Here is a 20,792-nt window from a genome sequence, read left to right on the forward strand (position 1 = left end):
AAGTGAAGAGTGAAAAGACTGAAAATTTTCCGCTTTCTTGTTGAAACGCGCTAAAGGGAGGCGTACAATGTCAGATACCTTCCCATACATAACAAAATCAAGGAGTGGATCACATGGAGACAGTCGCAAGAATCAGTCAGTTTTTCAGCAAGTATTTTGCCGTCATCGTCATTACGGTATCGCTCGTGGCCTTTTTCACACCGGACACGTTCGCCTGGATTGCCGCCTACATCACGGTCCTGCTTGGCATCGTCATGTTCGGCATGGGGACGACGATGCGTCTGAGCGACTTTAAAGTCGTGGCCCAGAAACCCCTGCCTGTTCTGATTGGGCTCCTGGCCCAGTTCCTCGTCATGCCCTTGACCGCTTTTCTTATCGCGACGGTCCTCGGGCTGCCGCCGGAGCTCGCTGCAGGACTTGTACTCGTCGGCGCCTGCCCGGGTGGAACGGCATCAAATGTGATGGTCTACCTGTCAAAGGGGGATGTTCCGGTATCGGTCGCCATGACGTCGGTGTCGACGATGCTCGCCCCGATTTTGACACCGCTCGCTGTGCTCCTGTTGGCCGGCCAGTGGCTGCCAGTGAGTACAGGTGATATGGTCATGTCGATCGTGGAGGTCATCATTGTGCCGATTGCCCTCGGGCTTCTCGCGAGAAGGCTCTTACCGGGGGTGGTGGATAAAGGCCAAGCGGCCCTTCCCCTCGTGTCCGTGACAGCAATCATGCTCATCGTCACCGCCGTCGTTGCCGTCAATGCCGAGAACATCATCACATCCGGTCTCGCCGTATTTGCAGCAGTGATCCTGCATAACGGCTTCGGCCTTTTCTTAGGCTACGCCGCGGCGATGTGGGCCGGCCTCGATGAAACGAAGCGCCGGGCGATTTCCATGGAAGTGGGGATGCAGAACTCCGGCCTCGGTGCTGCCCTTGCGACAGCCCACTTCAGTCCCCTGGCGGCCCTTCCGAGCGCGATCTTTTCGGTTTGGCACAACATATCCGGACCGCTGCTTGTCTCCTTCTGGAACCGCAGCAACAAGCAGCCTGCAGAAACAAAACAGGCTGTGAATCAGTAGTTCAACCGATTCTTGTCAAAGGAATTCCTCACAGGTGTAAGCCCCGGCTCAAAGGGGGTTTGCGCCTGTTTTTTCATGGTTTTGGCGCCGGAGCGGTTTACAAAGGCATTAGGATATGTTAAATTAAAATTATTAAATATGTTAAATAAATATTTAACAAAACGAACTGAAGGTATGAAAACAAAGCGGATGCTTATGGCATCGCGTTTTATTTTTGAACATTGAAGGAGGATGACAACATGAGTGAAAAGTATGATGTCGTGATTATTGGTGGAGGAAGCGCGGGGTGCGTCATGGCAAACCGCTTGAGTGAAGATGAGAACCGGAGTGTCCTAGTCCTTGAAGCGGGGCGTAAGGATTTCTCATGGGATTTACTGATTCAGATGCCGGCGGCACTGCCGTTCCCGGCGGGGAAGTCGCTCTATGACTGGAAGTATGAATCGGACCCTGAGCCTTATATGGGCCAGCGTCGCATCAGCCATGCCCGCGGCAAGGTCCTCGGCGGATCAAGCTCCATCAACGGCATGATCTATCAGCGCGGTAATCCGCTCGACTATGAGCGATGGGGCAAAGATCCGGGTATGGAGAACTGGGATTTTGCCCACTGCCTGCCGTACTTCAAGCGCCTTGAATCTGCGCTCGGTTCTGACAAGGATGATCCGTATCGCGGTCATGACGGTCCGTTGAAGCTTGAACGCGGACCGGCGAAGAATCCGCTTTTCCAGGCGTTTTTTGACGCGGCAGTCGAAGCGGGCTACAACCGCACACCTGACGTGAACGGGTTCCGCCAGGAAGGCTTTGGTCCCTTTGACAAGCACTTGTATAAAGGCCGCCGCATGTCCGCATCACGCGCGTATTTGCAGCCGGTCATGAAGCGGAAGAACCTGACCGTAAAAACCCGTGCGTTCGTGTCGAGTATCGACTTTGAGGGCAAGCGTGCGAAAGGCGTGACCTACAAGCGTAACGGCAAGGTGCATCAGATTGAGGCAGGCGAAGTGATTCTCGCCGGCGGTGCGATCAACACGCCGCAGATGCTTCAGCTTTCCGGTGTCGGTGACGCGCAGCATCTGCGTTCCCTCGGTATCAAGCCGGTCGTCGATCTGCCGGGTGTCGGGGAGAACCTGCAGGATCACCTTGAAGCCTATATCCAGTACTCGTGCCCGAAGCCGGTCTCTGAGCAGCCGAACCTGAGCCTGCACCGGATGCCGTGGATTGGCCTGCAGTGGATCTTCGCACGTAAAGGTGCCGCAGCGACGAACCACTTTGAAGGCGGCGGATTCGTGCGCTCCAATGACATCGTCGACTATCCGAACCTAATGTTCCACTTCTTGCCGGTAGCCGTCCGTTATGACGGTACGAAGGCAGATACGAAGCACGGTTTCCAGGTCCACGTCGGCCCGATGTATTCCGACGCGCGGGGTTCTTTGAAGATCACGTCCAAGGATCCGCGCAAGCATCCGAGCATGGTCTACAACTACCTTTCCACGGAACAGGACCGCCGCGAGTGGATCGAAGCGGTACGCATTTCCCGGAACATCATGGCTCAGGACGCGATCAAGCCGTATAACTCCGGCGAGATTGCCCCTGGACCTGAAGTCCAGACCGATGACGAGATCCTCGAATGGGTTGCAAAAGATGCCGAAACGGCTCTTCACCCGTCCTGCACAGCCAAGATGGGACCTGCATCCGATCCGATGGCCGTCGTCGATCCGGAGAGCATGAAAGTGCACGGCCTTGAGAACGTCCGCGTTGTCGATGCGTCTGCGATGCCGTATGTCACGAACGGCAACATCCACGCACCGGTCCTTATGCTTGCTGAAAAAGCAGCGGACCTTATCCGCGGCAAGAAGCCCCTGGAGCCGGAACACCTCGATTTCTACCGTCACGGTGTTCACCCGGCCGACGCAGGTGTGGAAAAGAAATAAACACATGAACGAAACAATACGCCCCTGTTTCCGGACGAGATCCCGGAAGCAGGGGCGTTTTTGATGTCACAGGAGAAGCGGGTTTCGAAACACGGTGAATCCGGTCAGTTCCACCTGGCGGTGACCATTTTTTTGCGCGTGTAGAATTCGACCCCATCCTTGCCATTGGCATGCAAATCTCCGCAGAACGATTTCTTCCATCCGGAGAACGGGTTTGCTGAGAGTGGAGGTTTCGGGGAATCGTAAGGTTTCTGATCACGAATATGTATCTTTCTGTCTCCATATTATGGTACGATCAGCATATACATAGATATGAATCAAGGGAGTGGGAAACATGCCAGACAGACTGATTGTACTGAACAAAGACGAAGACACGCTTTCCATCGTGAATGCGGATACGGGAATGACAGAAAAAACGGTGGCGACGAGTCACAACCCTCATGAGCTTGTCGTGAGCCGTGACGGCCTGAAGACGTATATCGCCTGTTCACTCGGGAACACGGTGGACATCCTCGATAACCGCACGTTTGAGATCGTCAGGCACCTGACGCATCCGGATTTTGATTTCCCGCACGGCCTCGGGCTGACAAACGACGGCAAAAAGCTCTATCTCGCGTCGACGTTCAGTGAGAAAGTATTCATTATTGATACAAAGACCGACGAGATCGAATCGGTCACAAAAACAGGTCAGAAGCTCTCACATATGATCAGCTTCTCACCCGACGGGAACACCGTCTACATCCCGAACATCGGCAGTCATAACCTGACGGTCATGGATACGGACACGGAGACGATCACGACCCATATCCCTGTCGGCAAAGGGCCGGAAGGGGTGGCGGTGCATCCGGATGGACGGCACCTTTATGTGGCGAATCAGGAGGAGGATACCCTCCACATCCTCGATACAGAATCACACGAGGTCCTCTACAAACGCCGGGTCGGTCATGTGCCGGTCAGGCTCGTCTTCTCACCTGACGGCAAATACGCCCTGATTGCGAACCGGGAATCGAACGACGTCTCCATCATCGATACCGCCCAGCACATCAACGGCGAGACCAGGCCCTGGGAGATCAAGCGCCTGCCTGTCGGCGTCTGGGCCGGTGGGATCGTCTTCTCTCCGGACGGCCAAAAAGCCTATGTGGCCAATAACAAAACAAACGACGTCTCGGTGATCGACATGACCACCCTGAAAGAAGAGAGGCGCTTTGACGTCGGGATTCACCCTGACGGGATTGCGTATCTCGAAAAGCGCACATAATTCGCAGTACAAAAAACAGCCCCACCATCCGGTGGGGCTGTTTCGTTCTATTAACATGGAATTATTGAACCCATTCGTCGATGAGGTCGCGGTTTTCATCCACCCATTCCACGGCACCGTCAAACGGTTCGTCGGCGCTTTCCACGTAGTCGATGAGTTCGCCGATTTCTTCATCGGTCATCTTCCAGTTATTAAACCATTCCTGGATTTCCGGGAAATCGTCCGCGAAGTCGGCACGTGTTGCGTGGTGAATCTTCTCCACGTCACCGTAAACGAGCTCCGGATCTTCAAGGAACTTCAGGTCATACTCGGAGAACACCCAGTGCGGTGTCCAAAGCGGTGCGACAATGGCTTCTCCGGCTTCGATGCGGTTTCCGATTTCAGAAAGCATCGCCGGCTCTGAGCTTGGCACGAGTTCAAGGTCAAGGTCGTAAATCTCAATCAGATCTTCAGTGACTTCCATCGTTCCGGCACCGGCTTCAATCCCGACGATCTCCCCATTGAAGAGGTCGGCGTGTTCATTCAGGTCTTCGATGCTGTTGACGTCTTCCAAATATTCCGGTACGACAAGGCCGACTTTGGCGTTGTCAAACCAGGTTGCTTCAGAGAAGTTGACGGTGTCCCCATACTGTTCCACGTAGTTGGCATCCTGAACCGGCAGCCACACTTCGAGGTTGACATCGAGTTCACCGTTATCAAGTGCTGCCATGGATGAACCCATGTCGAGAAGAACCAGGTCGATTTCATAGCCTTTCTCTTCAAGCACATACTTCCACATGTTTGTGACGGCGATGTTCTCTGCCCAGCTGATCTGGGAGATGGTGATTTCTTCCCCGTTGCCGATGGCTTCATTGCCGTCCGCATTGTTTGCAGCGTCGGCATCGTTCGCACCGTCTGCATTGATGTTGTCATTGTTGTCTTCCGCATTATTTCCGCACGCTGTCAATGAAGCGGCTACGGCCACAGCGGAAAACGCCCCTAAGCTTTTTTTCCATGTACGCATTAAGAAAAACCCCTTTTTCTAAATTGTGTTAAATATATTGCATACGTTAAATACATTAAATAAATATTTAACGAAAATGCCAAGAAGAAGGATTCACCTTGTTCACAGGAAGAAAGTGAATCACATAAAGAGTCACGGACTAGCGGTCCGTATCCCGTGGGATCATATCGAAGATCTCGCCTGAGCGGATCGCTTTCGCCAGATCGTACAGCCAGTTGTAGTACGTCTTGGATTCTTCGAGCTGATCGTAGTACTGTTTGGATTCGGCGACAATATCAGGCGTGCTGTTCGCATCCTTCATGATCTCAACGAGATCTTCCTGAGCCGATTCAACGGATTCGAGGTTGACCTTGGCTTCACGTTCCCACATTTCTGAATAGAATGTTTTAAAGAAACGGAAGAAGTCTTTCTCGGCAATATACGTGTGCTTTCTCGATCCGCGGGTGAAGGTCTTCTTCACCATGTCAATCTCCTGCAGCTTGCGGACGCTCGTACTCATGCTCGGCTTGCTCATCTGGAGCTCCTCGCGCATTTCATCGAGTGTCATTTGATCCTTAAAGTACATCGTCGCATACAAATTGCCCGCAGCGGGGGTAACCCCGTATAAATCCATCGTTTCCGAAATCGAGCCGATGACTTTATCTTTTGCTTTTTCAATTTTTTTGCGCTGTTCTTCATAGGAATCGGTCATGCACTCACCCCTATTCCGAATAACCAAAGTTTAATTCGTTAAATGTTTTCTTAATCTTCTTTTCAAACTATATGTTACCGAACTGAGCGGAAATGTCAAATGAAAATGGGCATTTTTCTGAAACGGGAAAGTGGGAAAGCCGGTTTCAACACAGTTGTAACAAGGGATCACGCCGGTTTCGAAACTTTTTTCGCGGTTATATCTTTTTTTGACACAGCCATACGGGCGTGTTAGGATGATAAAAGATTAAATATATATTTAACAAACTTAATTTAAAAGAAATTGGAGTTGAGATGAATGAACCTCACATGCAAGCAGTATATCAATGGGGAATGGGTCGACGCCGTAAGCGGTGAAACCCGGACCATTATCAATCCCTTTAACCAGGACGTGATTGCCACGGTTCCGGAAGGAAACAGAGACGATGCGAAAGCTGCCATCGCCGCAGCCAGACAGGCCTTTGATGACGGCGCGTGGGCGGAGCGCCCGGCAACGGAGCGAGGTGCGATCGTCAGAACGATTGCCGAATTGATCGAGCGTGACCGTGAAGAACTCGCCGAACTCGAATCCCTTGATACAGGGAAGACCGTCGAGGAGAGCCGCGGAGACATGGACGATATCGCCGGCGTCTTCCGCTATTACGCAGAGATGGCGGACAAGAGCGGCGGGGAGCTGATCGACAGCCCTGTAGCGGAATCGGTCAGTAAAGTGGTCTATGAGCCCGTCGGCGTATGCGGCCAGATCACGCCGTGGAATTACCCGCTCCTGCAGGCATCATGGAAGCTCGCACCGGCTCTCATTACCGGGAACACCCTCGTCATGAAGCCGAGTGAGATCACACCACTGACAACGGTGAAGGTATTCGCATTAATGGAGGAAGCCGGTGTCCCGAAGGGCGTCGCCAACCTCGTTCTTGGTGCCGGTCATACCGTTGGAGCCGAGCTGTCAGAGAGCCTCGACGTCGATTTGATTTCCTTTACCGGCGGGATCGTCACCGGGAAGAAGATCATGCAGGCAGCAAGCGTCAACGTGAAGAAGCTCGCCCTTGAGCTTGGCGGGAAGAATCCGAATATCATCTTCGCTGATGCGGACTTCGACACAGCCGTCGATCAGGCGCTGAACGGTGTCTTCTTCCACGCGGGACAGATCTGTTCTGCAGGGACTCGCCTCGTCGTGGAAGAATCGATTCACGACGCATTCGTCGACGCCCTCGTAAAACGCGTGGAGAACTTCAAGCTCGGGAACGGGTTTGATGACGATACCCAGATGGGGCCGCTTATTTCCAAGGAGCACCTTGAAAAGGTCGAAGCCTACGTTGAGAACGGCGTCAAAGAAGGCGCGAACCTCGTCACCGGCGGCAAGCGTCCTGAGGATCCGGCCCTGAAGAACGGGTTCTTCTACTTGCCGACGATCTTCACCGGATGCAAATCCGAGATGGACGTCGTGCAGGATGAAGCGTTCGGCCCGGTGATTACCGTTGAGACCTTTAAGACGGAAGAAGAGGCGGTTACGATCGCCAACGACTCCATCTACGGCCTCGCAGGCGGCGTATGGACAAACGATATCGTGAAGGCGGAGCGCTGCGCGAAGAAGATGCGCATGGGCACCGTCTGGATCAACGACTTCAACCTCTACTTTCCGCACGCACCGTGGGGCGGCTTTAAGCAGTCCGGCATCGGGCGTGAGCTCGGCAAACTCGGGATCGAAGAATACACGGAATCCAAGCACATCTTCCAAAACCTGAACCCGCAGCCATTGAACTGGTTCTGATGAATAGTACGAATGAGAGCCCCGTCTTCTGATCACAGAAGGCGGGGCTCGTTTCATGCAAACATCACGTTACCTGATACACCCACACCTCTTCATCGAACTCTGGGTCGATGGTGCCGGTGGAGACGAAGCCCGCGGAGGTGTACAGATGCTTCACCGCTTCATTGTCCGCCTTCATGCTCGTCTTGATCGTCTTCACGTACCACTTGGCTGAGAGGAAGCGGATGATGAGGGCGAGGAAGGCTTTGCCGCGGCCGTCTCCCTGATAGGCGCCGTCGAGCATAAACCGGTCGAGCCAGATGTAGCGTTCATACAGGCTCCCTGCGCCGGCCATCATAAAGCCGACGGGTTTGCCGTCTTCATACAGACCATAGCATGACCACTTGAGGCTGCGGTCATAAAACGATTCGAGGATGGAGACGGCGTTCGGTTCAATGAAGGACTCCTGATGGGCTTTCGGTTTGAGGGCGATGATCGCCCGCCAGTTTGACGCATCGACGGGACGGATCTCTCTCGTCATGCTCGTCACCTGCTTTCCTTATGCTTAATGGTGGGTCGTTTTCTTCCGGACGAGAATCGTCTGGGTTCCGTTCGTTTCGTCGAAGTCGAAATACATGATCCCCCAGTCCTCGAAGCTGTTCACGAGTTCGGCGGGATGCAGCTTAAAGTCTTCACGCACGGGGGTGTTTTCCATTCCTGGGAGAGAGACGTACGTTTCAATGAAGACGTAGCCTCCGGGGCGGATGAGGTCTTTGACGAGCTCCATCAGATCCCGGTCGAGGTAGTAAGTGATGACGGCGAGATCCACCGGGGCCGTTGCTGTCACGGCGGTCTGGCCTTCGATGGACGTGAGATCCATCGCTTTGGCTTTTACAGGACGCCCGAGCTCCTCAGCCTTGGCGTTGACGAAATCCGTTGCCGTATCCGACACATCAAAGGCCGTCACCGTGTAGCCGCGGTCTGCGAGCATCAGGGCGTTCGCCCCGAGGCCGCAGGCGAGATCGATGGCAACGGCGTTCTCTGTCACCGGGATCTGATCGGCGAGGACCGGATTCGCACCCGGAATCTTACCGGATTTGATGCGTCGAGCGTGTTTGTCGTTCCATTTTGTCTGATCGTCCATCGTTGATTCCTCCATCGTTGTCATGCATAGTCGTCCTCTTCATCGTACGTGCGCCCGGGCGAAAACGCAACAAAAAGACCGGCTGCCCGAGAGAGGGCAGCCGGCCGTTCACCGCTTAAAGATACGCGATCAGGGATGTTGCGATGGTGAAGTAGATCATCAGACCGAGGATATCGTTGACGGTCGTGATGAAAGGCCCGGAGGCAATCGCCGGGTCGAGCTTCAGCTTCGTGATGATGACCGGGACGACGGCCCCGATGATCGTAGCGATGCTCAAGGTCAAGAACAGTGAAGCACCGACGACAAAGGCGAGCATGTAGCTCCCGTAAATGAACGGCACGATGATCATCAGCGTCGCCGCACAGATGAGACCGAGCATAATGCCGGTACCGAACTCACGCTTGATCGTGTTCCAGAGTCCTTTCTTCTCGAAGGAGCCTGTCGCGAGAGAACGAACCATAACAGCGAGGGACTGCGTACCGGTGTTTCCGGCGGAGTCCATAATGAGCGGGATGAAGACAGCCAAGAGGACAATCTCTTCAAGGGTCTCTTCGAACTGCCCGATGACCCCGGCTGTGATGAGGCCGAAGAACATGAGCATGATGATCCACGGCGAGCGCTTCTTCGCAGCGGCGAAGGACGTGATGTTGACGTCTGTCGCGCCTTTGGCTGCGGCGATCTCGCCGAAGTCTTCCGTGGCCTCTTCTTCGAGGACATCGATGACGTCATCGACGGTGACGATCCCGATCAGTTCGTTCGTACTCGTCACAACAGGGGCGGCGAGGAGGTCGTAGTCGGAGATCATCCGCGCCACGTCTTCCTGATCGGTGTGTGCTTCGACGGATACGACCCGCGTACTCATCAGATTTTCGATGGTTTCGTCCAATGGAGCCGTGATCAGATCACGGAGCGAGACGACGCCGGCGAGCTTGTCTTTCTCGTCGATGACGTACAGGTAGTAAATCGTCTCCGCTTCGATGCCTTTCTCTCGCAGGTCGGCCATGACGTTTTGCACGCTTTCGTGGGCGTAAATCGCGACGAATTCCTTCGTCATGAGGGAACCGGCGGATTCATCCGGATAGCTGAGGAGCTCACGGACCTCGTCGGCATCTTCTTGTTCCATGGCACTCAAGATGGCCTTGGCATCTTCGTCTTCAATCTCACCGATGAAGTCGGCGACGTCATCGGACTGCATGAAGTTGAACATATGCGCGGCGTACGTTTTGTCGAGTTCTTTTACCACTTCGGTCTGATTCTCAAAATCAAGGCCCTGGAAAATTTCCGCAAATTCTTCTGCGGACAGATATTCATAGAACATCGGGCGCTTGTCGTCATACAGATCAAGGAAGAGTTCCATCTGATCTGTCGGGTGGAGCTCCAAAAACAGCTCCAGAAATTCGTCTTTCTTCTTGTACTTCAACGCTCTGAAGATCTGGTCGAAGTACTGCTCTCTTGCTTCTTCATTCAATCGGTTCACGTGAATCACCTCTTTGGGTCAGTTTTATGCCCCGGTGACGGTTACGTCGGGATGGGGACTTGGTTTACTCGGTTTTGACTGACATGAATCAGGGTCCTCAGGCATGCCCCATCACCTCCATACAAAATAAAATAAGCTGCCTTCACGTGAATGAAGGCAGCTGAATGCTCGCTGAATCAGGCTGCAGGCACCCTGAAAAAACCACGGGGTGTACGGCAGACCGTCAAAATGGACCTCCATTCGTAGAGCTTTAGCACTGTGCGGCATAGGACGAAGCCAGCTGCGTTAAAAACCACCTTATGTCGATGGTTCCTGTTCAACCCATTGGCGTCTTTGGACGTTTTTGGGCAGCAGCGTATCTCCTGCACAGGAGCCTCACCTAACGAGGGCAATATGCATATTCAAGTCGTATCATACAGAATCAAAAAAAGCCTGTCAACCGTTTTTTGAGAGAAACTTTCCCTTGTGCAACAAATAAGCCTTTGGTAAACTTGTCAAAGTATTTCAAACAAAGGACTGACGCTATGCACACGAACCACTGGCTGACCAGACAACCCTTGTTTCTCTCAACGGGGGTCGCTTTTTTTATCCTGTCGATGCTCTCCATCGTCGGGCTGTTCGACGCCATCGACCTCGCCGTCATGGACTGGGTGTACCACAGTGCCCCGGCCTTTCTGACGAACGCCATGACCGTCATCACAGAGTTCGGCTCGGTGGAACTGATCGCCGTGATGTCCATTCTTGTCCTCGGACTCCTCCTCTATCAGAGAAGAATCCGGGACATGATCCTCTTTGTCGCCGTCTCCGGCGGAGGGCTTGCCGTCAACCTCGGCCTGAAGTTCCTCTTTCAGCGGGAGAGGCCCGGGGAACTGAACATGATCGACGCCTTCGGGATCGAGCTCGCGATCCCGTCCTACAGCTACCCGAGCGGCCACACGATGCGGGCGGCGATTCTCGTCCTGCTCATCATCTACCTCCTTGGCACGTGGGTGAAAAGAAGAGAACAGACACGGCTTGTGACCACGGCGGGACTCCTTCTTCTCACACTGGTTGCCGCGAGCCGCGTCCTCACCGGGGCCCATTTCCCGACGGACGCCGTCGGTGCCGTCCTCGCATCCGTTGCCTTCGTCTCCCTCTGTGTCCGGCTCTATGAGCAAAGATGGCGAAAGCCTTCGTAACGAAACCGCGTCCCGTCCCCTGTCTGAAAAACAGGGAGCGGGACGCGGTTTTTGGTTTTGATTTGTTGATCTATTCCTGTTCGTATACCCTGACGTAATCCACTTTCATCTCTGCAGGGAACGGCGTCGTGTCGTCCGGGTCGCCCCCGTACCAGCCCCCGACAGCAAGATTCAAAATGAGGTGGAAGTCCTCATCAAAAGGAGCCGGGAACTCGCCGTTTTCCGAGTACCACTGATTCATCACCGCATACTCGTCATCATTGACGTACCAGCGGATCTCGCCAGGCTCCCACTCGACGGCGTAGACATTGTAGTCCGTTGTCGTTTCTCCGTCATCGAATACGTATTCATCGGCCGTGTACGTATTGTCCGGAAACACGCCGCCGTAGTGAATCGCCGCACCGACGATGTCTGTTTCAGATCCGCGGTTCTCCATGATGTCAATCTCTCCGGAGGCGGCCCAGTTGCCGTAGGCATCGTCTTCCGGCATCATCCAGAACGCCGGCCAGAAGCCCTGGCCTTCCGGGAGACTGATGCTCGCTTCAAAGCGGCCGTGCGTCTGGCTGAAGAGCCCTTCGGTCAGGATCTTCCCGGACGTATAGTCGAAGGTGCCGTAGTCATCAGAGACCGTCTCTTCACGGGCTTCGATGACGAGGGAGCCGTCACGGAGCGTGACGTTGTCCTCCTGATACGACTGAAGCTCTTCGTTACCCCAGCCTTCGACCCATTCATCCCCGTCGTAGAAGCCGTTCCCAATGTCGTAGCGCCACTTGTCTTCATCGAGGCTCTCCCCGTCGAATTCATCGTGCCAGACGAGGTTCCACCCCTCGGGTGCGTCAATGCCGGCGTTCTCTGCCTCGTTCTCTCCGTTGCCGCAGGCGGCGAGGGTGACGAGGGACAGACCGGCCATGATTATAAGCTTGTTCATGTGTCCATATCTCCTTTTATGTTCATGTGACCGAAATCGGTTTCGTTAACGGTAACACGAGGAGGAAAGCGCCGTCAATATGCCGCTCGTTGGAACCTGAAAAACGGACAGCGTCGCGGCTGTCCGTTTCAAGAAAAGATCATGATGATCAGGGTGTCAGGGCCGGATTGCGGTCTTTGAACCGGCTGATGAGTGCTTCATTATGCGCATCGGCTCCGTCGACGTTGCCGCTTTTGAAGACGGGGACATCGAACCCTTCCTCTGCAAGGGTCTCCGTCGCCTCGGCAATCACCGCCTGCAACAGGGTGATCCCGAGTATCGTCGAGACCGGGGCGAAGCCTGTATCGAGTGCCTTGTGAGAGAGGGCTGCATCCCCGACGGGTGCTTCATTATCGAGAACGAGATCCGCCGCATCACTGAGATGCTGTCCGGAAGGGTGCCGTGATGACAGGGCAGCACGGTACGCCATCGACGTCACGGCGATGACATAGGCGCCCTTCTCCCTGCTTATCATGGCAGCGTCCACCGGAACGGGATTGCGTCCGGAGGTGGAGACGACGATCATCAGGTCCTTTGGCGTCAGAGGCAGATCGGTCATAAAGCGTTCGGCGTAGCCAGGCGTCCGTTCGAGGGCCGAGGCTCTCGGGCCGCTCTCATGCAGCATGAGCGGCTCGACGAAGAGCGGCCTGACGTTCGCAAGCCCTCCGGCCCGGTAAAAGAGCTCTTCGCCGAGCATATGGGAGTGTCCGGAGCCGAATACGTAAATCATCCCGTCGTTCCGAATTGTGGCGGCAATTTGCTCCGCGGCCACGGTGAGTGCGCGGAACTGCCGGTTTTTGATGCCGCGCAGGCGGGACTCGATCTCGTCAAGGTAACGAAAAGACATGGTACATTCTCCTTCTTATGCGCCTTTATCAGCGCTGCATATCTGCAATAAATTTGTAGCGGTCGCCGCGGTAGACGGATTTGACGAATTCGAAGACGGTACCGTTGTGAAAACGGGTTGTCCGCTCAAGGAGGAGTACCGGCGAGCCCGCTTCTATCGTCAGCATCCGGGCCTCTTCGTCAGAGGCGAAGGACGGTTCAATCGTCTGCCGGGCTTTGTCGATTTTGCGCCCGGACTGCGCTTCGATCGCTTCGTACAGGGAACCTTCAAGGTCCTGTTCGCGGATCGTGATGCCGTCCTGCCTTAAGTACGACGTCTCAAAGGCCATCGGCGCCCCGTCCCCGGTTCGAAGCCGGCTGATTTCATAGACGGGCGTGCCTGCATCAAGCTCGAGGTGCTTGGCGACGTTCGCCGGTGCGGCAACGGTGTCAAAGCTGATCAGGGTCGAACCCGGTTTGATGCCGCGCTGCTTCATGTCTTCGGAGAACCCGGTCAGTTTCATGAGCGGCTGTTCGATCTTCTCTTCGGCGACGAACGTGCCCCGTCCTTTCGAGCGAGTCAGAAGCCCTTCGTTGACGAGGTTCGTCATCGCCTGACGGATCGTCATGCGGCTGATGCCGTAAGTCTCAGACAGGTCCCGCTCGGAGGGGAGGGGATCGCCGGGTTGTAAGGTGCCGTCTTCGATCTGTTTTCTCAGCTGTTCCTGGAGCTGGTAGTAAATCGGGATGGGGGAATCCTTCTCAATCATCGGTCTTCACTCATTTCTCATCTGGAATCTGGCCTGCCGCCGCTTTGTCGACGATCACGGTGACGTCGGGGTGTTCTTTCAGGGCGGTGATCGGCCAATCTTCCGTTATTGTATCACGGAATAAAGCGGAAATCGCTTCGGCTTTGTTGGTGCCGCTCGCAAGCAGGACGATCTTTTTTGCCTTCAGAATGGACCGGATGCCCATCGTGATGGCGTGCGTCGGGACTTCGTCCGGACTGTTGAAATAACGGGCATTCGCCTCACGTGTCGTGTCATTCAGTTCGATGACGTGCGTCACCGAGTCGAACGGGGTGCCGGGCTCGTTGAAGCCGATATGACCGTTTTCCCCGACGCCGAGGAGCTGAAGGTCGATGCCGTGTTCGTCAATCAGGGCCTCGTAGCGCCGGCATTCCATCTCATGGTCCGACGTGTTCCCGTCCGGGACATACGTCTGGTTGCGGCTCAGCTTCAGTGGGGCGAACAGCGTGTCTTTCATAAACGTGTAGTAGCTGTTCGGGTCGTCCTGAGAGAGACCGATGTATTCATCAAGATTAAACGTCTGAATGGCACCGAGGGGCAGGGCGCTGTCTTGGATCTTTTGGATCAGGGCCTCGTACATCCCTGACGGGGTGCCGCCGGTGGCAAGACCGATGTGGATGTCCGGGTTCTCTTTGATGGCGTCATAGAAATACTCCGCCGCCTGTTCGCTCATGGCGTGATAATCGTCTACGGTTTGGATGGTGATGGTCATGGTTTTTCTCCTCCTATAATCGTGTGTTTGATGAATCCGGTGCGGCTCATGACGGTCAGGTCGGCATCCGCGCCGGTTTGAATGGTTCCTTTCGTACCGGTGAGGCCGAGGCTCTCGGCCTGATTGTAAGACGTCATCCGTGCGATGTCGTGCCAAGAGGCGTTGAAGGTCGACCGTGCATTACGCACCGCCTCGTCCATCGTCAAAACGCTGCCGGCAAGGGCGCCGTTCTTGAGACGGGCTTCTTTCCCTTCGATCGTGACTTCCTGTCCCCCGAGGTCGAAGACCCCGTCGCCGAGGCCTTTGCCGCGCATGGCATCGGTAATGAGCATGAGCCGGTTCGCTCCGAGTGCCTGATAGGCAACCCGAGCCGCATCAGGGCTCACGTGGACGTGATCCAAGATCAGCTCGGCTTTTAAGTTGTCACTGAGCATAACGCCGCCGACGACACCGGCTTCCCGGTGATGGAGACCCCGCATGCCGTTAAAGAGATGGGTGGCGTGGCGAAGTCCGTCCTGTTCTGCGGCCCGCACGTCAGCGGACGAGGCGTCGGAGTGGCCGATGGAGCCGATGACGCCGGAGTCCGCGAGTGCCTGTACGAGCTCAGCGCCACCGGGTCGCTCAGGAGCGATCGTGGCGATCCGGATCTGATTGCCGGAGAGGGCCTGCCAGTGTTTGAACTGTCCGGCATCCGGGTCGAGGATGGCGCCGACGGGCTGGGCGCCTGCCTGTTTGGCGTTGATGAACGGGCCTTCGAGGTGCACGCCAAGGCACCTTGCCCCGTCAGTTCCCTCAGAGGAAGCGACCTGTTGGAGCGCCTCTTCAATGGACGCAGCGGGTGCCGTGATCGTCGTCGCGAGGAAGGACGTCACCCCTTCATTCGTGATGGAGCGGCTGATGGTGGCGAGGGCCTCGGGTGTGGCATCCATGACGTCGGCTCCGTGGCTGCCGTGAATATGGATGTCGATAAAGCCCGGGAGAATGACGTCATCCCCGTCAAGACGGAGGACGTCGGCCCCTTCTGGCGGTTCGCCGCCTTCCGTGATCTGTTCGATGATGCCGCTGTTTACCGTAATCAAAGGCTGTCTGATGGGCGCGCCGTCTGCGTTATAGACGGTGCCGCCCTGTATATAAATCTTATTCTTCAATGCAATCACCACCTGAAATGGAGTTCTTGTCATCCATTATACATTAGTATAGTGGTCTAGACAATTAAAAGAAAATAAAAAATGATGAAACGGATATAACAACCGATGAGACATTTGTATCTAAAGTTAATGACAAATGTTATAATGAATTCGGAGGAGATGTTTATGGATCATTTATCGAAAGAACAATCATTACATCAGACTGTGAAAGAGCAGCTTATTACAGACATCCAATCTAAGAAATATCCGGTGCATGCCCAGCTTCCAACAGAAGCAGAGCTCTGTAAAACATTCGATGTCAGCAGGACAACGATTCGAAATGCGCTGCAGCAGTTGGTGAACGAAGGATATATTGAAAGGGTACAGGGGAAAGGGACATTTGTGAGGCAACAGCGGATCAAGCAAACGCTGACATCTACGGAAGGAAGTTACGTTGAACAGCTGAAACTGCAGGGGAAGCATCCTGAGGTCAAGGTCGTCGATCTGACAGTGATTCCCACGGATGAGAGACTCTCTTTGGCTCTTGAGATTGCAGAAGGCGAACCGCTGAATAAACTTGAACGAATTCGCTATGCGGATAATCAGCCTCTTCAGTATGAGACGGCTTATTTACCCTGGCGTCTGACGACCGGTTTACGGAAAGAGTCCTGTGAGGGATCGCTTTACAGTGTACTTAGAGATGAATTGGAATTACCAATTGCGAAGACGGAAGAGCATCTGCATATTACCAGGGCTGATCAGACAGTCGCCGGTTACTTAGGCATTGCAGAAGGTGACCCTTGCATTCAGATTGAGACCTATGCCTATCTTGACGATGGCACCAAAATTGAATATTCCATAGCATGTTTTCATGGCGATAAAGTCAGCTTTACAGTTGAACGGCACTATGGACAAACATCAGAACCGGGCTCTCCGTAAGGAGCCCGGTTCTGATTTGCATATACAGTTCATACCAGTGCCGGGGATCCAGGTGGTGACAGACCCCTCCAGGCGGATCGTCAGGCGAACCAGCCTGACTCTTTCAGTGCGTGTGAAGTCAGTACGTCAAACTCGGCCAGCCGTTCATTCTGATAACTTGAATAGGCCTGCAGAGTCCGGTCGATATAGGCTGGGTGGGACATGATTTCGATGGTTCCGCTTTTGTGTTTGTGCTGCTCATAAAGTTTGCGGAAAAAGTCAATGGATACGGCATCTTGATAGAATCCGTCATGAAAATCGTCACTGACGCTTGAGACGCCGATCCGGTTGCCGGCCCGAACCGGCAAGCTGTACTTTTCAGCCAGATGGCGGACGACCGGTGCAAGCGGTTCATACATATGAATATGATGATGACTGTCAAAATGGTGCGGATGTCCGGCAATGTCAAAGAATCGCTCGATTTGGGCAGACCATTCGGCCTCCACTTCATCGAGGTCAAGCTTTGGCCCGTTGTCGAGTTCGCTTGCGAACCGGTTCGAGAGTCTGAAATCCCCGTTTTCGTTCGTCAGCGATGTCGCATTTGTCATGGGACGCCCGCTTGTCAAAACCAGATGCACACCAATGTTTGAAAGCTTGTTTTCATGGATCAGTTCGGCGGCGTGCAAGGTACCCGGCATGTTGACCATCAATGTTGCTGATGACACAACGCCGTTCGTCATGGCGTCGAAAATACCGTAGTTGACAGCTCTGCTAAGACCAAAATCATCGGCATTGACGATAAATTTCATAGGAAATTCCCCCTTTTCTACTACTTATCATAACAACTTTATTCATAACCGACAATACAACAAACTAAATTTGTAGTAACTTTTATATTGATTTGTAGTTATGTTTCTGTTACATTAGTTTCAAGGAAGCGCTTACCTGAAGATAAAGAAGATTAGGGAGGGATGACGGTGGCCGTTAATATTGCTGTGATTGGCGGTGGTTCAAGCTATACACCGGAGATTATTGAGGGATTGATTGACCGTTATGATGATATGCCTGTCAGAAAGATTACCTTGGTGGATGTAGAGGAAGGACAAGAAAAATTAAATGTCATTACAAATTTAGCGAAGCGGATGATTGCCCGTTCGGGAAAAGAGATCTCGATTGTCAGTACACTGGATTTGGAACAGGCGTTGAAGGGGGCGGATTTTGTGACCTCGCAAATCCGCGTTGGTGGACTCGATGCCCGGAGCATGGATGAAGCCATCCCTCTTCGAAAGGGGCTTGTCGGCCAGGAAACCAATGGTGCAGGTGGTATTTTTAAAGCCTTTCGGACGATCCCTGTGCTGATGGAGCTGTCTCAGGCAATGGCAAAAATCTGTCCGGATGCCTGGTTGATCAATTTTACGAATCCTGCCGGGATGGTGACAGAGGCATTGCTGAAATACGGAAGCCATAAAAAGGTTATTGGTGTCTGCAATATTCCGTTTAACATGCGAAGCGGTATTGCCGAGATGTTTCATGTGCCGGTTGGGGAAGTGGAGATCGAGTTCATTGGGCTTAACCATTTTATTTTTGGACGCCGTGTGAAAATCGGCGGGGTCGACCGGACGTCTGAAGCGTTGGCAAAATCCATCGAAAAAGGTGTGGACTATTCACCGGCGAATATCGTATCTCTCGGATGGACTCCGGAGCTGATCCGAAGCCTCGGCATGTTGCCGAATCCCTATCACCAGTATTATTTCCAGACGCGGGACGTCATAAAGAAAGACATGAATCTCCTTGATACCGAAGGAACCCGTGCGGATGTTGTAAAAGGGGTGGAAGCATCGCTGTTTGAAACATACCGTGCACCGGATCTTGACGTGAAACCGAAGGAACTTGAACAGCGGGGCGGTGCATACTACAGTGACGCAGCCTGCAATCTGATGGTCAGTCTGCATACAGACAGGCAGGATGTACAGACCGTGAATACCCTGAATCAGGGAGCTGTCTCAGATCTGCCTGATGATGCTGTAATTGAGGTCAATGCCGTGATCACCGAGGAAGGTCCAAAACCGGTGAGCGTTGGCAAACTGCCAGATGAGGTACGAGGAATCATTCAACAAATGAAACATATGGAAGAACTGACGATTAAAGCCGCGATCTCAGGGGATTATGACGATGCGTATCTTGCACTTGTGATGAACCCGCTTGTTTCTGATGAGAAGCTGGCCAAAGACCTGCTTGATGAACTGTTGGATGCCCATCAGTCTTTCTTACCCCAATTTCATTCCCGAGAGGAGAACGTCTAATGAATGCGATTATGAATTGGATGGAGAAGCATTTTATTCCTGTTGCGAGCCGGATCGGTGCTCAGCGGCATCTCGTTGCAGTCCGTGACGGTTTCGTTGCCATTATGCCATTGATCATTCTGGGAAGTTTTGCAGTTCTTATTAACAATCTGCCGATTGACGTCTTTCAGAATTTCATGCTTTCCCTGTTCGGAGAGGGCTGGAAAGCTGTAGGCGGGAACATCTGGGATGGGTCTTTTGCGATATTGACCCTTCTGGTTGTTGCCGGAATCAGCTATAATTTAGCTAAGTCTTACGACGTGGATGGGATGTCTGCGGTTTTGATTGGTCTGGCATCCTTTATCATCTTGACACCGACAACAGAAGATTGGGGTCTGGCTTATGCGTGGACAGGGGCCCAAGGGCTGTTTGTCGGCGTGATTACCGCTCTGGTTACAACCGAGCTGTTCCGTGTCCTGTATCGTTCGAAATTCACGATTAAGATGCCGGACGGTGTTCCGGACGGCGTGGTTAAATCTTTTCGTGCTCTGATTCCAGCGGCGATTATTTTGATTTTCATTGCCCTTGTACAAATTTTCATCACCTCGTTAACCGATGGGAGTCTGCATGAACTGATTTTCACCCTGATTCAGGAACCGCTTCAGGCACTGGGGAATACGCTTCCTGCGGCGATCATCATTGCCTTTTTGAATCATCTTCTATGGTTCTTTGGGCTTCACGGTACGAATATCCTCGGTCCTGTGATCGAGTCCATTTATCTGCCGCTCATTGAAGTCAACATCCAGCAATTTGCAAGCGGTGTCAGTGCGCACGATGTCCCGTATATCATCACGAAACCGTTCCTTGATGCCTATGTCTTCATGGGTGGATCCGGAACTACCCTGGCACTCATTTTTGCCATCTTCCTCGTAGCTAAGACAAAGCATTACCGAACGATCGGTAAGATTGCGGCCCCGGCGGGCGGCTTTAACATCAATGAACCGATCCTGTTCGGGCTGCCGGTCGTTTTGAACCCGGTCATGCTGATTCCGTTTATCTTTATTCCGGTACTCCTGACGGTGACCTCTTATGTGGCCCTCGTGACCGGGGTTGTACCGAAGACCGTCGCCATGGTTCCGTGGACGACACCGCCTATCATCAGCGGATATCTGGTCACAGGGGGTTCCATTACCGGGATTATCCTGCAGCTGTTTAATTTAACCCTTGCGACATTGCTTTACATCCCGTTCATTCGGGCATCTGAACGTGCGGAAGAGAGAAAGCAGGAGATTTTAAAGCAGGAAATGAAAGGAGACAAACAGTCATGAGCGAACAGACAGAGCAGTCCCTCGAAGAGATTTCGTTTCAAATTATCCTTCATGCAGGAAATGCGAGATCCGATGCGATGGAGGGCATGGCGTTCGCAAGAGAGGGGAAGTTTACGCAAGCCCATGCCAAACTGCGTGACGCGGAGGCTTCATTCGTTGAAGCACATCATGTCCAGTCTGCTCTCTTGCATAAGGAAGCCGGCGGTGAAGGGGTCTCTCCTTCTGTCCTGCTTATCCATGCGCAGGATCATCTGATGACGGCGATGACAGTCAAAGATCTGGCACAGGAAATCGTGCATCTTCACGAAAAGAAAGCTTAAAGGGAG

Annotated in this window: 20 protein-coding genes and 1 riboswitch; of the genes, 9 read left to right on the forward strand and 11 right to left on the reverse strand. The window is 53.4% G+C overall.

Annotated features, from left to right (window positions below; translation table 11 throughout):
* Positions 1-113: 113 nt before the first annotated feature.
* The 3 genes from BSEL_RS00925 (at position 114) to BSEL_RS00935 (ending at position 4,256) form a co-directional block, all read left to right on the forward strand.
* The gene (locus tag BSEL_RS00925) at positions 114-1,073 is read left to right on the forward strand and encodes a bile acid:sodium symporter family protein (RefSeq protein ID WP_013171142.1); all 960 of its coding nucleotides are present in this window, start codon (positions 114-116) and stop codon (positions 1,071-1,073) included.
* Between the two features lie 239 nt (positions 1,074-1,312).
* A complete protein-coding gene (betA, locus tag BSEL_RS00930) occupies positions 1,313-2,998 on the forward strand; it encodes a choline dehydrogenase (RefSeq protein WP_013171143.1) in 1,686 nt (561 codons plus the stop codon).
* Positions 2,999-3,332: 334 nt separating this feature from the next.
* Positions 3,333-4,256 carry a YncE family protein gene (locus BSEL_RS00935; protein WP_013171144.1) on the forward strand — a complete coding sequence of 308 codons (924 nt, stop codon included), beginning with the start codon at positions 3,333-3,335 and terminating at the stop codon, positions 4,254-4,256.
* A 61-nt stretch (positions 4,257-4,317) separates the two neighbouring features.
* Here BSEL_RS00935 and BSEL_RS00940 read toward each other — a convergent pair whose 3' ends face one another.
* On the reverse strand, positions 4,318-5,259 hold the full coding sequence (locus BSEL_RS00940; RefSeq protein WP_013171145.1) for a glycine betaine ABC transporter substrate-binding protein: 942 nt from the start codon (positions 5,257-5,259) through the stop codon (positions 4,318-4,320).
* Between the two features lie 139 nt (positions 5,260-5,398).
* Positions 5,399-5,950 (reverse strand): choline uptake/conversion transcriptional regulator CudC, encoded by a 552-nt coding sequence (gene cudC, locus BSEL_RS00945; RefSeq protein WP_013171146.1) that lies wholly within the window; start codon positions 5,948-5,950, stop codon positions 5,399-5,401.
* 297 nt (positions 5,951-6,247) lie between these two features.
* Between cudC and betB the strand changes: the two genes are divergently transcribed.
* A complete protein-coding gene (betB, locus tag BSEL_RS00950) occupies positions 6,248-7,720 on the forward strand; it encodes a betaine-aldehyde dehydrogenase (RefSeq protein ID WP_013171147.1) in 1,473 nt (490 codons plus the stop codon).
* Positions 7,721-7,784: 64 nt separating this feature from the next.
* Here the strand turns inward: betB and BSEL_RS00955 are convergent, their stop codons facing one another.
* The 3 genes from BSEL_RS00955 to mgtE form a co-directional block, all read right to left on the reverse strand.
* A complete protein-coding gene (locus BSEL_RS00955) occupies positions 7,785-8,240 on the reverse strand; it encodes a GNAT family N-acetyltransferase (protein WP_013171148.1) in 456 nt (151 codons plus the stop codon).
* 24 nt (positions 8,241-8,264) lie between these two features.
* Positions 8,265-8,867 (reverse strand): class I SAM-dependent methyltransferase, encoded by a 603-nt coding sequence (locus BSEL_RS00960; protein ID WP_013171149.1) that lies wholly within the window; start codon positions 8,865-8,867, stop codon positions 8,265-8,267.
* Between the two features lie 91 nt (positions 8,868-8,958).
* Positions 8,959-10,320, reverse strand: coding sequence for a magnesium transporter (gene mgtE / locus BSEL_RS00965; RefSeq protein WP_013171150.1), 1,362 nt, complete (start codon positions 10,318-10,320; stop codon positions 8,959-8,961).
* Positions 10,321-10,548: 228 nt separating this feature from the next.
* A riboswitch (M-box (ykoK) riboswitch) is annotated at positions 10,549-10,714 on the reverse strand.
* Between the two features lie 130 nt (positions 10,715-10,844).
* Here mgtE and BSEL_RS00970 point away from each other — a divergent pair.
* Complete coding sequence (locus tag BSEL_RS00970) at positions 10,845-11,498, forward strand: phosphatase PAP2 family protein (RefSeq protein ID WP_013171151.1); 654 nt, start codon at positions 10,845-10,847, stop codon at positions 11,496-11,498.
* A gap of 70 nt (positions 11,499-11,568) precedes the next feature.
* Here BSEL_RS00970 and BSEL_RS00975 read toward each other — a convergent pair whose 3' ends face one another.
* The 5 genes from BSEL_RS00975 to nagA form a co-directional block, all read right to left on the reverse strand.
* Positions 11,569-12,426 (reverse strand): glycoside hydrolase family 16 protein, encoded by an 858-nt coding sequence (locus BSEL_RS00975; protein ID WP_013171152.1) that lies wholly within the window; start codon positions 12,424-12,426, stop codon positions 11,569-11,571.
* 148 nt (positions 12,427-12,574) lie between these two features.
* Positions 12,575-13,312, reverse strand: a complete 738-nt coding sequence (locus BSEL_RS00980; RefSeq protein WP_013171153.1) for an SIS domain-containing protein — start codon at positions 13,310-13,312, stop codon at positions 12,575-12,577.
* A gap of 28 nt (positions 13,313-13,340) precedes the next feature.
* A complete protein-coding gene (locus BSEL_RS00985) occupies positions 13,341-14,060 on the reverse strand; it encodes a GntR family transcriptional regulator (RefSeq protein WP_013171154.1) in 720 nt (239 codons plus the stop codon).
* A gap of 10 nt (positions 14,061-14,070) precedes the next feature.
* Positions 14,071-14,811: a glucosamine-6-phosphate deaminase gene (gene nagB, locus BSEL_RS00990; RefSeq protein ID WP_013171155.1), complete on the reverse strand. Its 741-nt coding sequence runs from the start codon at positions 14,809-14,811 to the stop codon at positions 14,071-14,073.
* Positions 14,808-15,959: an N-acetylglucosamine-6-phosphate deacetylase gene (nagA, locus tag BSEL_RS00995; RefSeq protein WP_013171156.1), complete on the reverse strand. Its 1,152-nt coding sequence runs from the start codon at positions 15,957-15,959 to the stop codon at positions 14,808-14,810. Before nagA ends, nagB begins: the two co-directional genes overlap by 4 nt.
* 165 nt (positions 15,960-16,124) lie before the next feature.
* Here nagA and BSEL_RS01000 point away from each other — a divergent pair, with 165 nt between their 5' ends.
* Positions 16,125-16,877: a GntR family transcriptional regulator gene (locus tag BSEL_RS01000; RefSeq protein WP_013171157.1), complete on the forward strand. Its 753-nt coding sequence runs from the start codon at positions 16,125-16,127 to the stop codon at positions 16,875-16,877.
* 80 nt (positions 16,878-16,957) lie between these two features.
* Here the strand turns inward: BSEL_RS01000 and chbG are convergent, their stop codons facing one another.
* Positions 16,958-17,665 carry a chitin disaccharide deacetylase gene (gene chbG, locus BSEL_RS01005; RefSeq protein ID WP_013171158.1) on the reverse strand — a complete coding sequence of 236 codons (708 nt, stop codon included), beginning with the start codon at positions 17,663-17,665 and terminating at the stop codon, positions 16,958-16,960.
* Positions 17,666-17,833: 168 nt separating this feature from the next.
* Between chbG and BSEL_RS01010 the strand changes: the two genes are divergently transcribed.
* From BSEL_RS01010 to BSEL_RS01020, 3 genes are read left to right on the forward strand one after another with little or no spacing between them, the layout of a single operon-like run.
* Positions 17,834-19,159, forward strand: coding sequence for a 6-phospho-beta-glucosidase (locus BSEL_RS01010; protein WP_013171159.1), 1,326 nt, complete (start codon positions 17,834-17,836; stop codon positions 19,157-19,159).
* Complete coding sequence (gene celB, locus BSEL_RS01015) at positions 19,159-20,466, forward strand: PTS cellobiose transporter subunit IIC (RefSeq protein WP_013171160.1); 1,308 nt, start codon at positions 19,159-19,161, stop codon at positions 20,464-20,466. Before BSEL_RS01010 ends, celB begins: the two co-directional genes overlap by 1 nt.
* A complete protein-coding gene (locus BSEL_RS01020; RefSeq protein ID WP_013171161.1) occupies positions 20,463-20,786 on the forward strand; it encodes a PTS lactose/cellobiose transporter subunit IIA in 324 nt (107 codons plus the stop codon). Before celB ends, BSEL_RS01020 begins: the two co-directional genes overlap by 4 nt.
* Positions 20,787-20,792 lie beyond the last annotated feature (6 nt).

The organism is [Bacillus] selenitireducens MLS10 (assembly GCF_000093085.1).
Taxonomy (GTDB): Bacteria; Bacillota; Bacilli; order Bacillales; family Salisediminibacteriaceae; genus Salisediminibacterium; species Salisediminibacterium selenitireducens.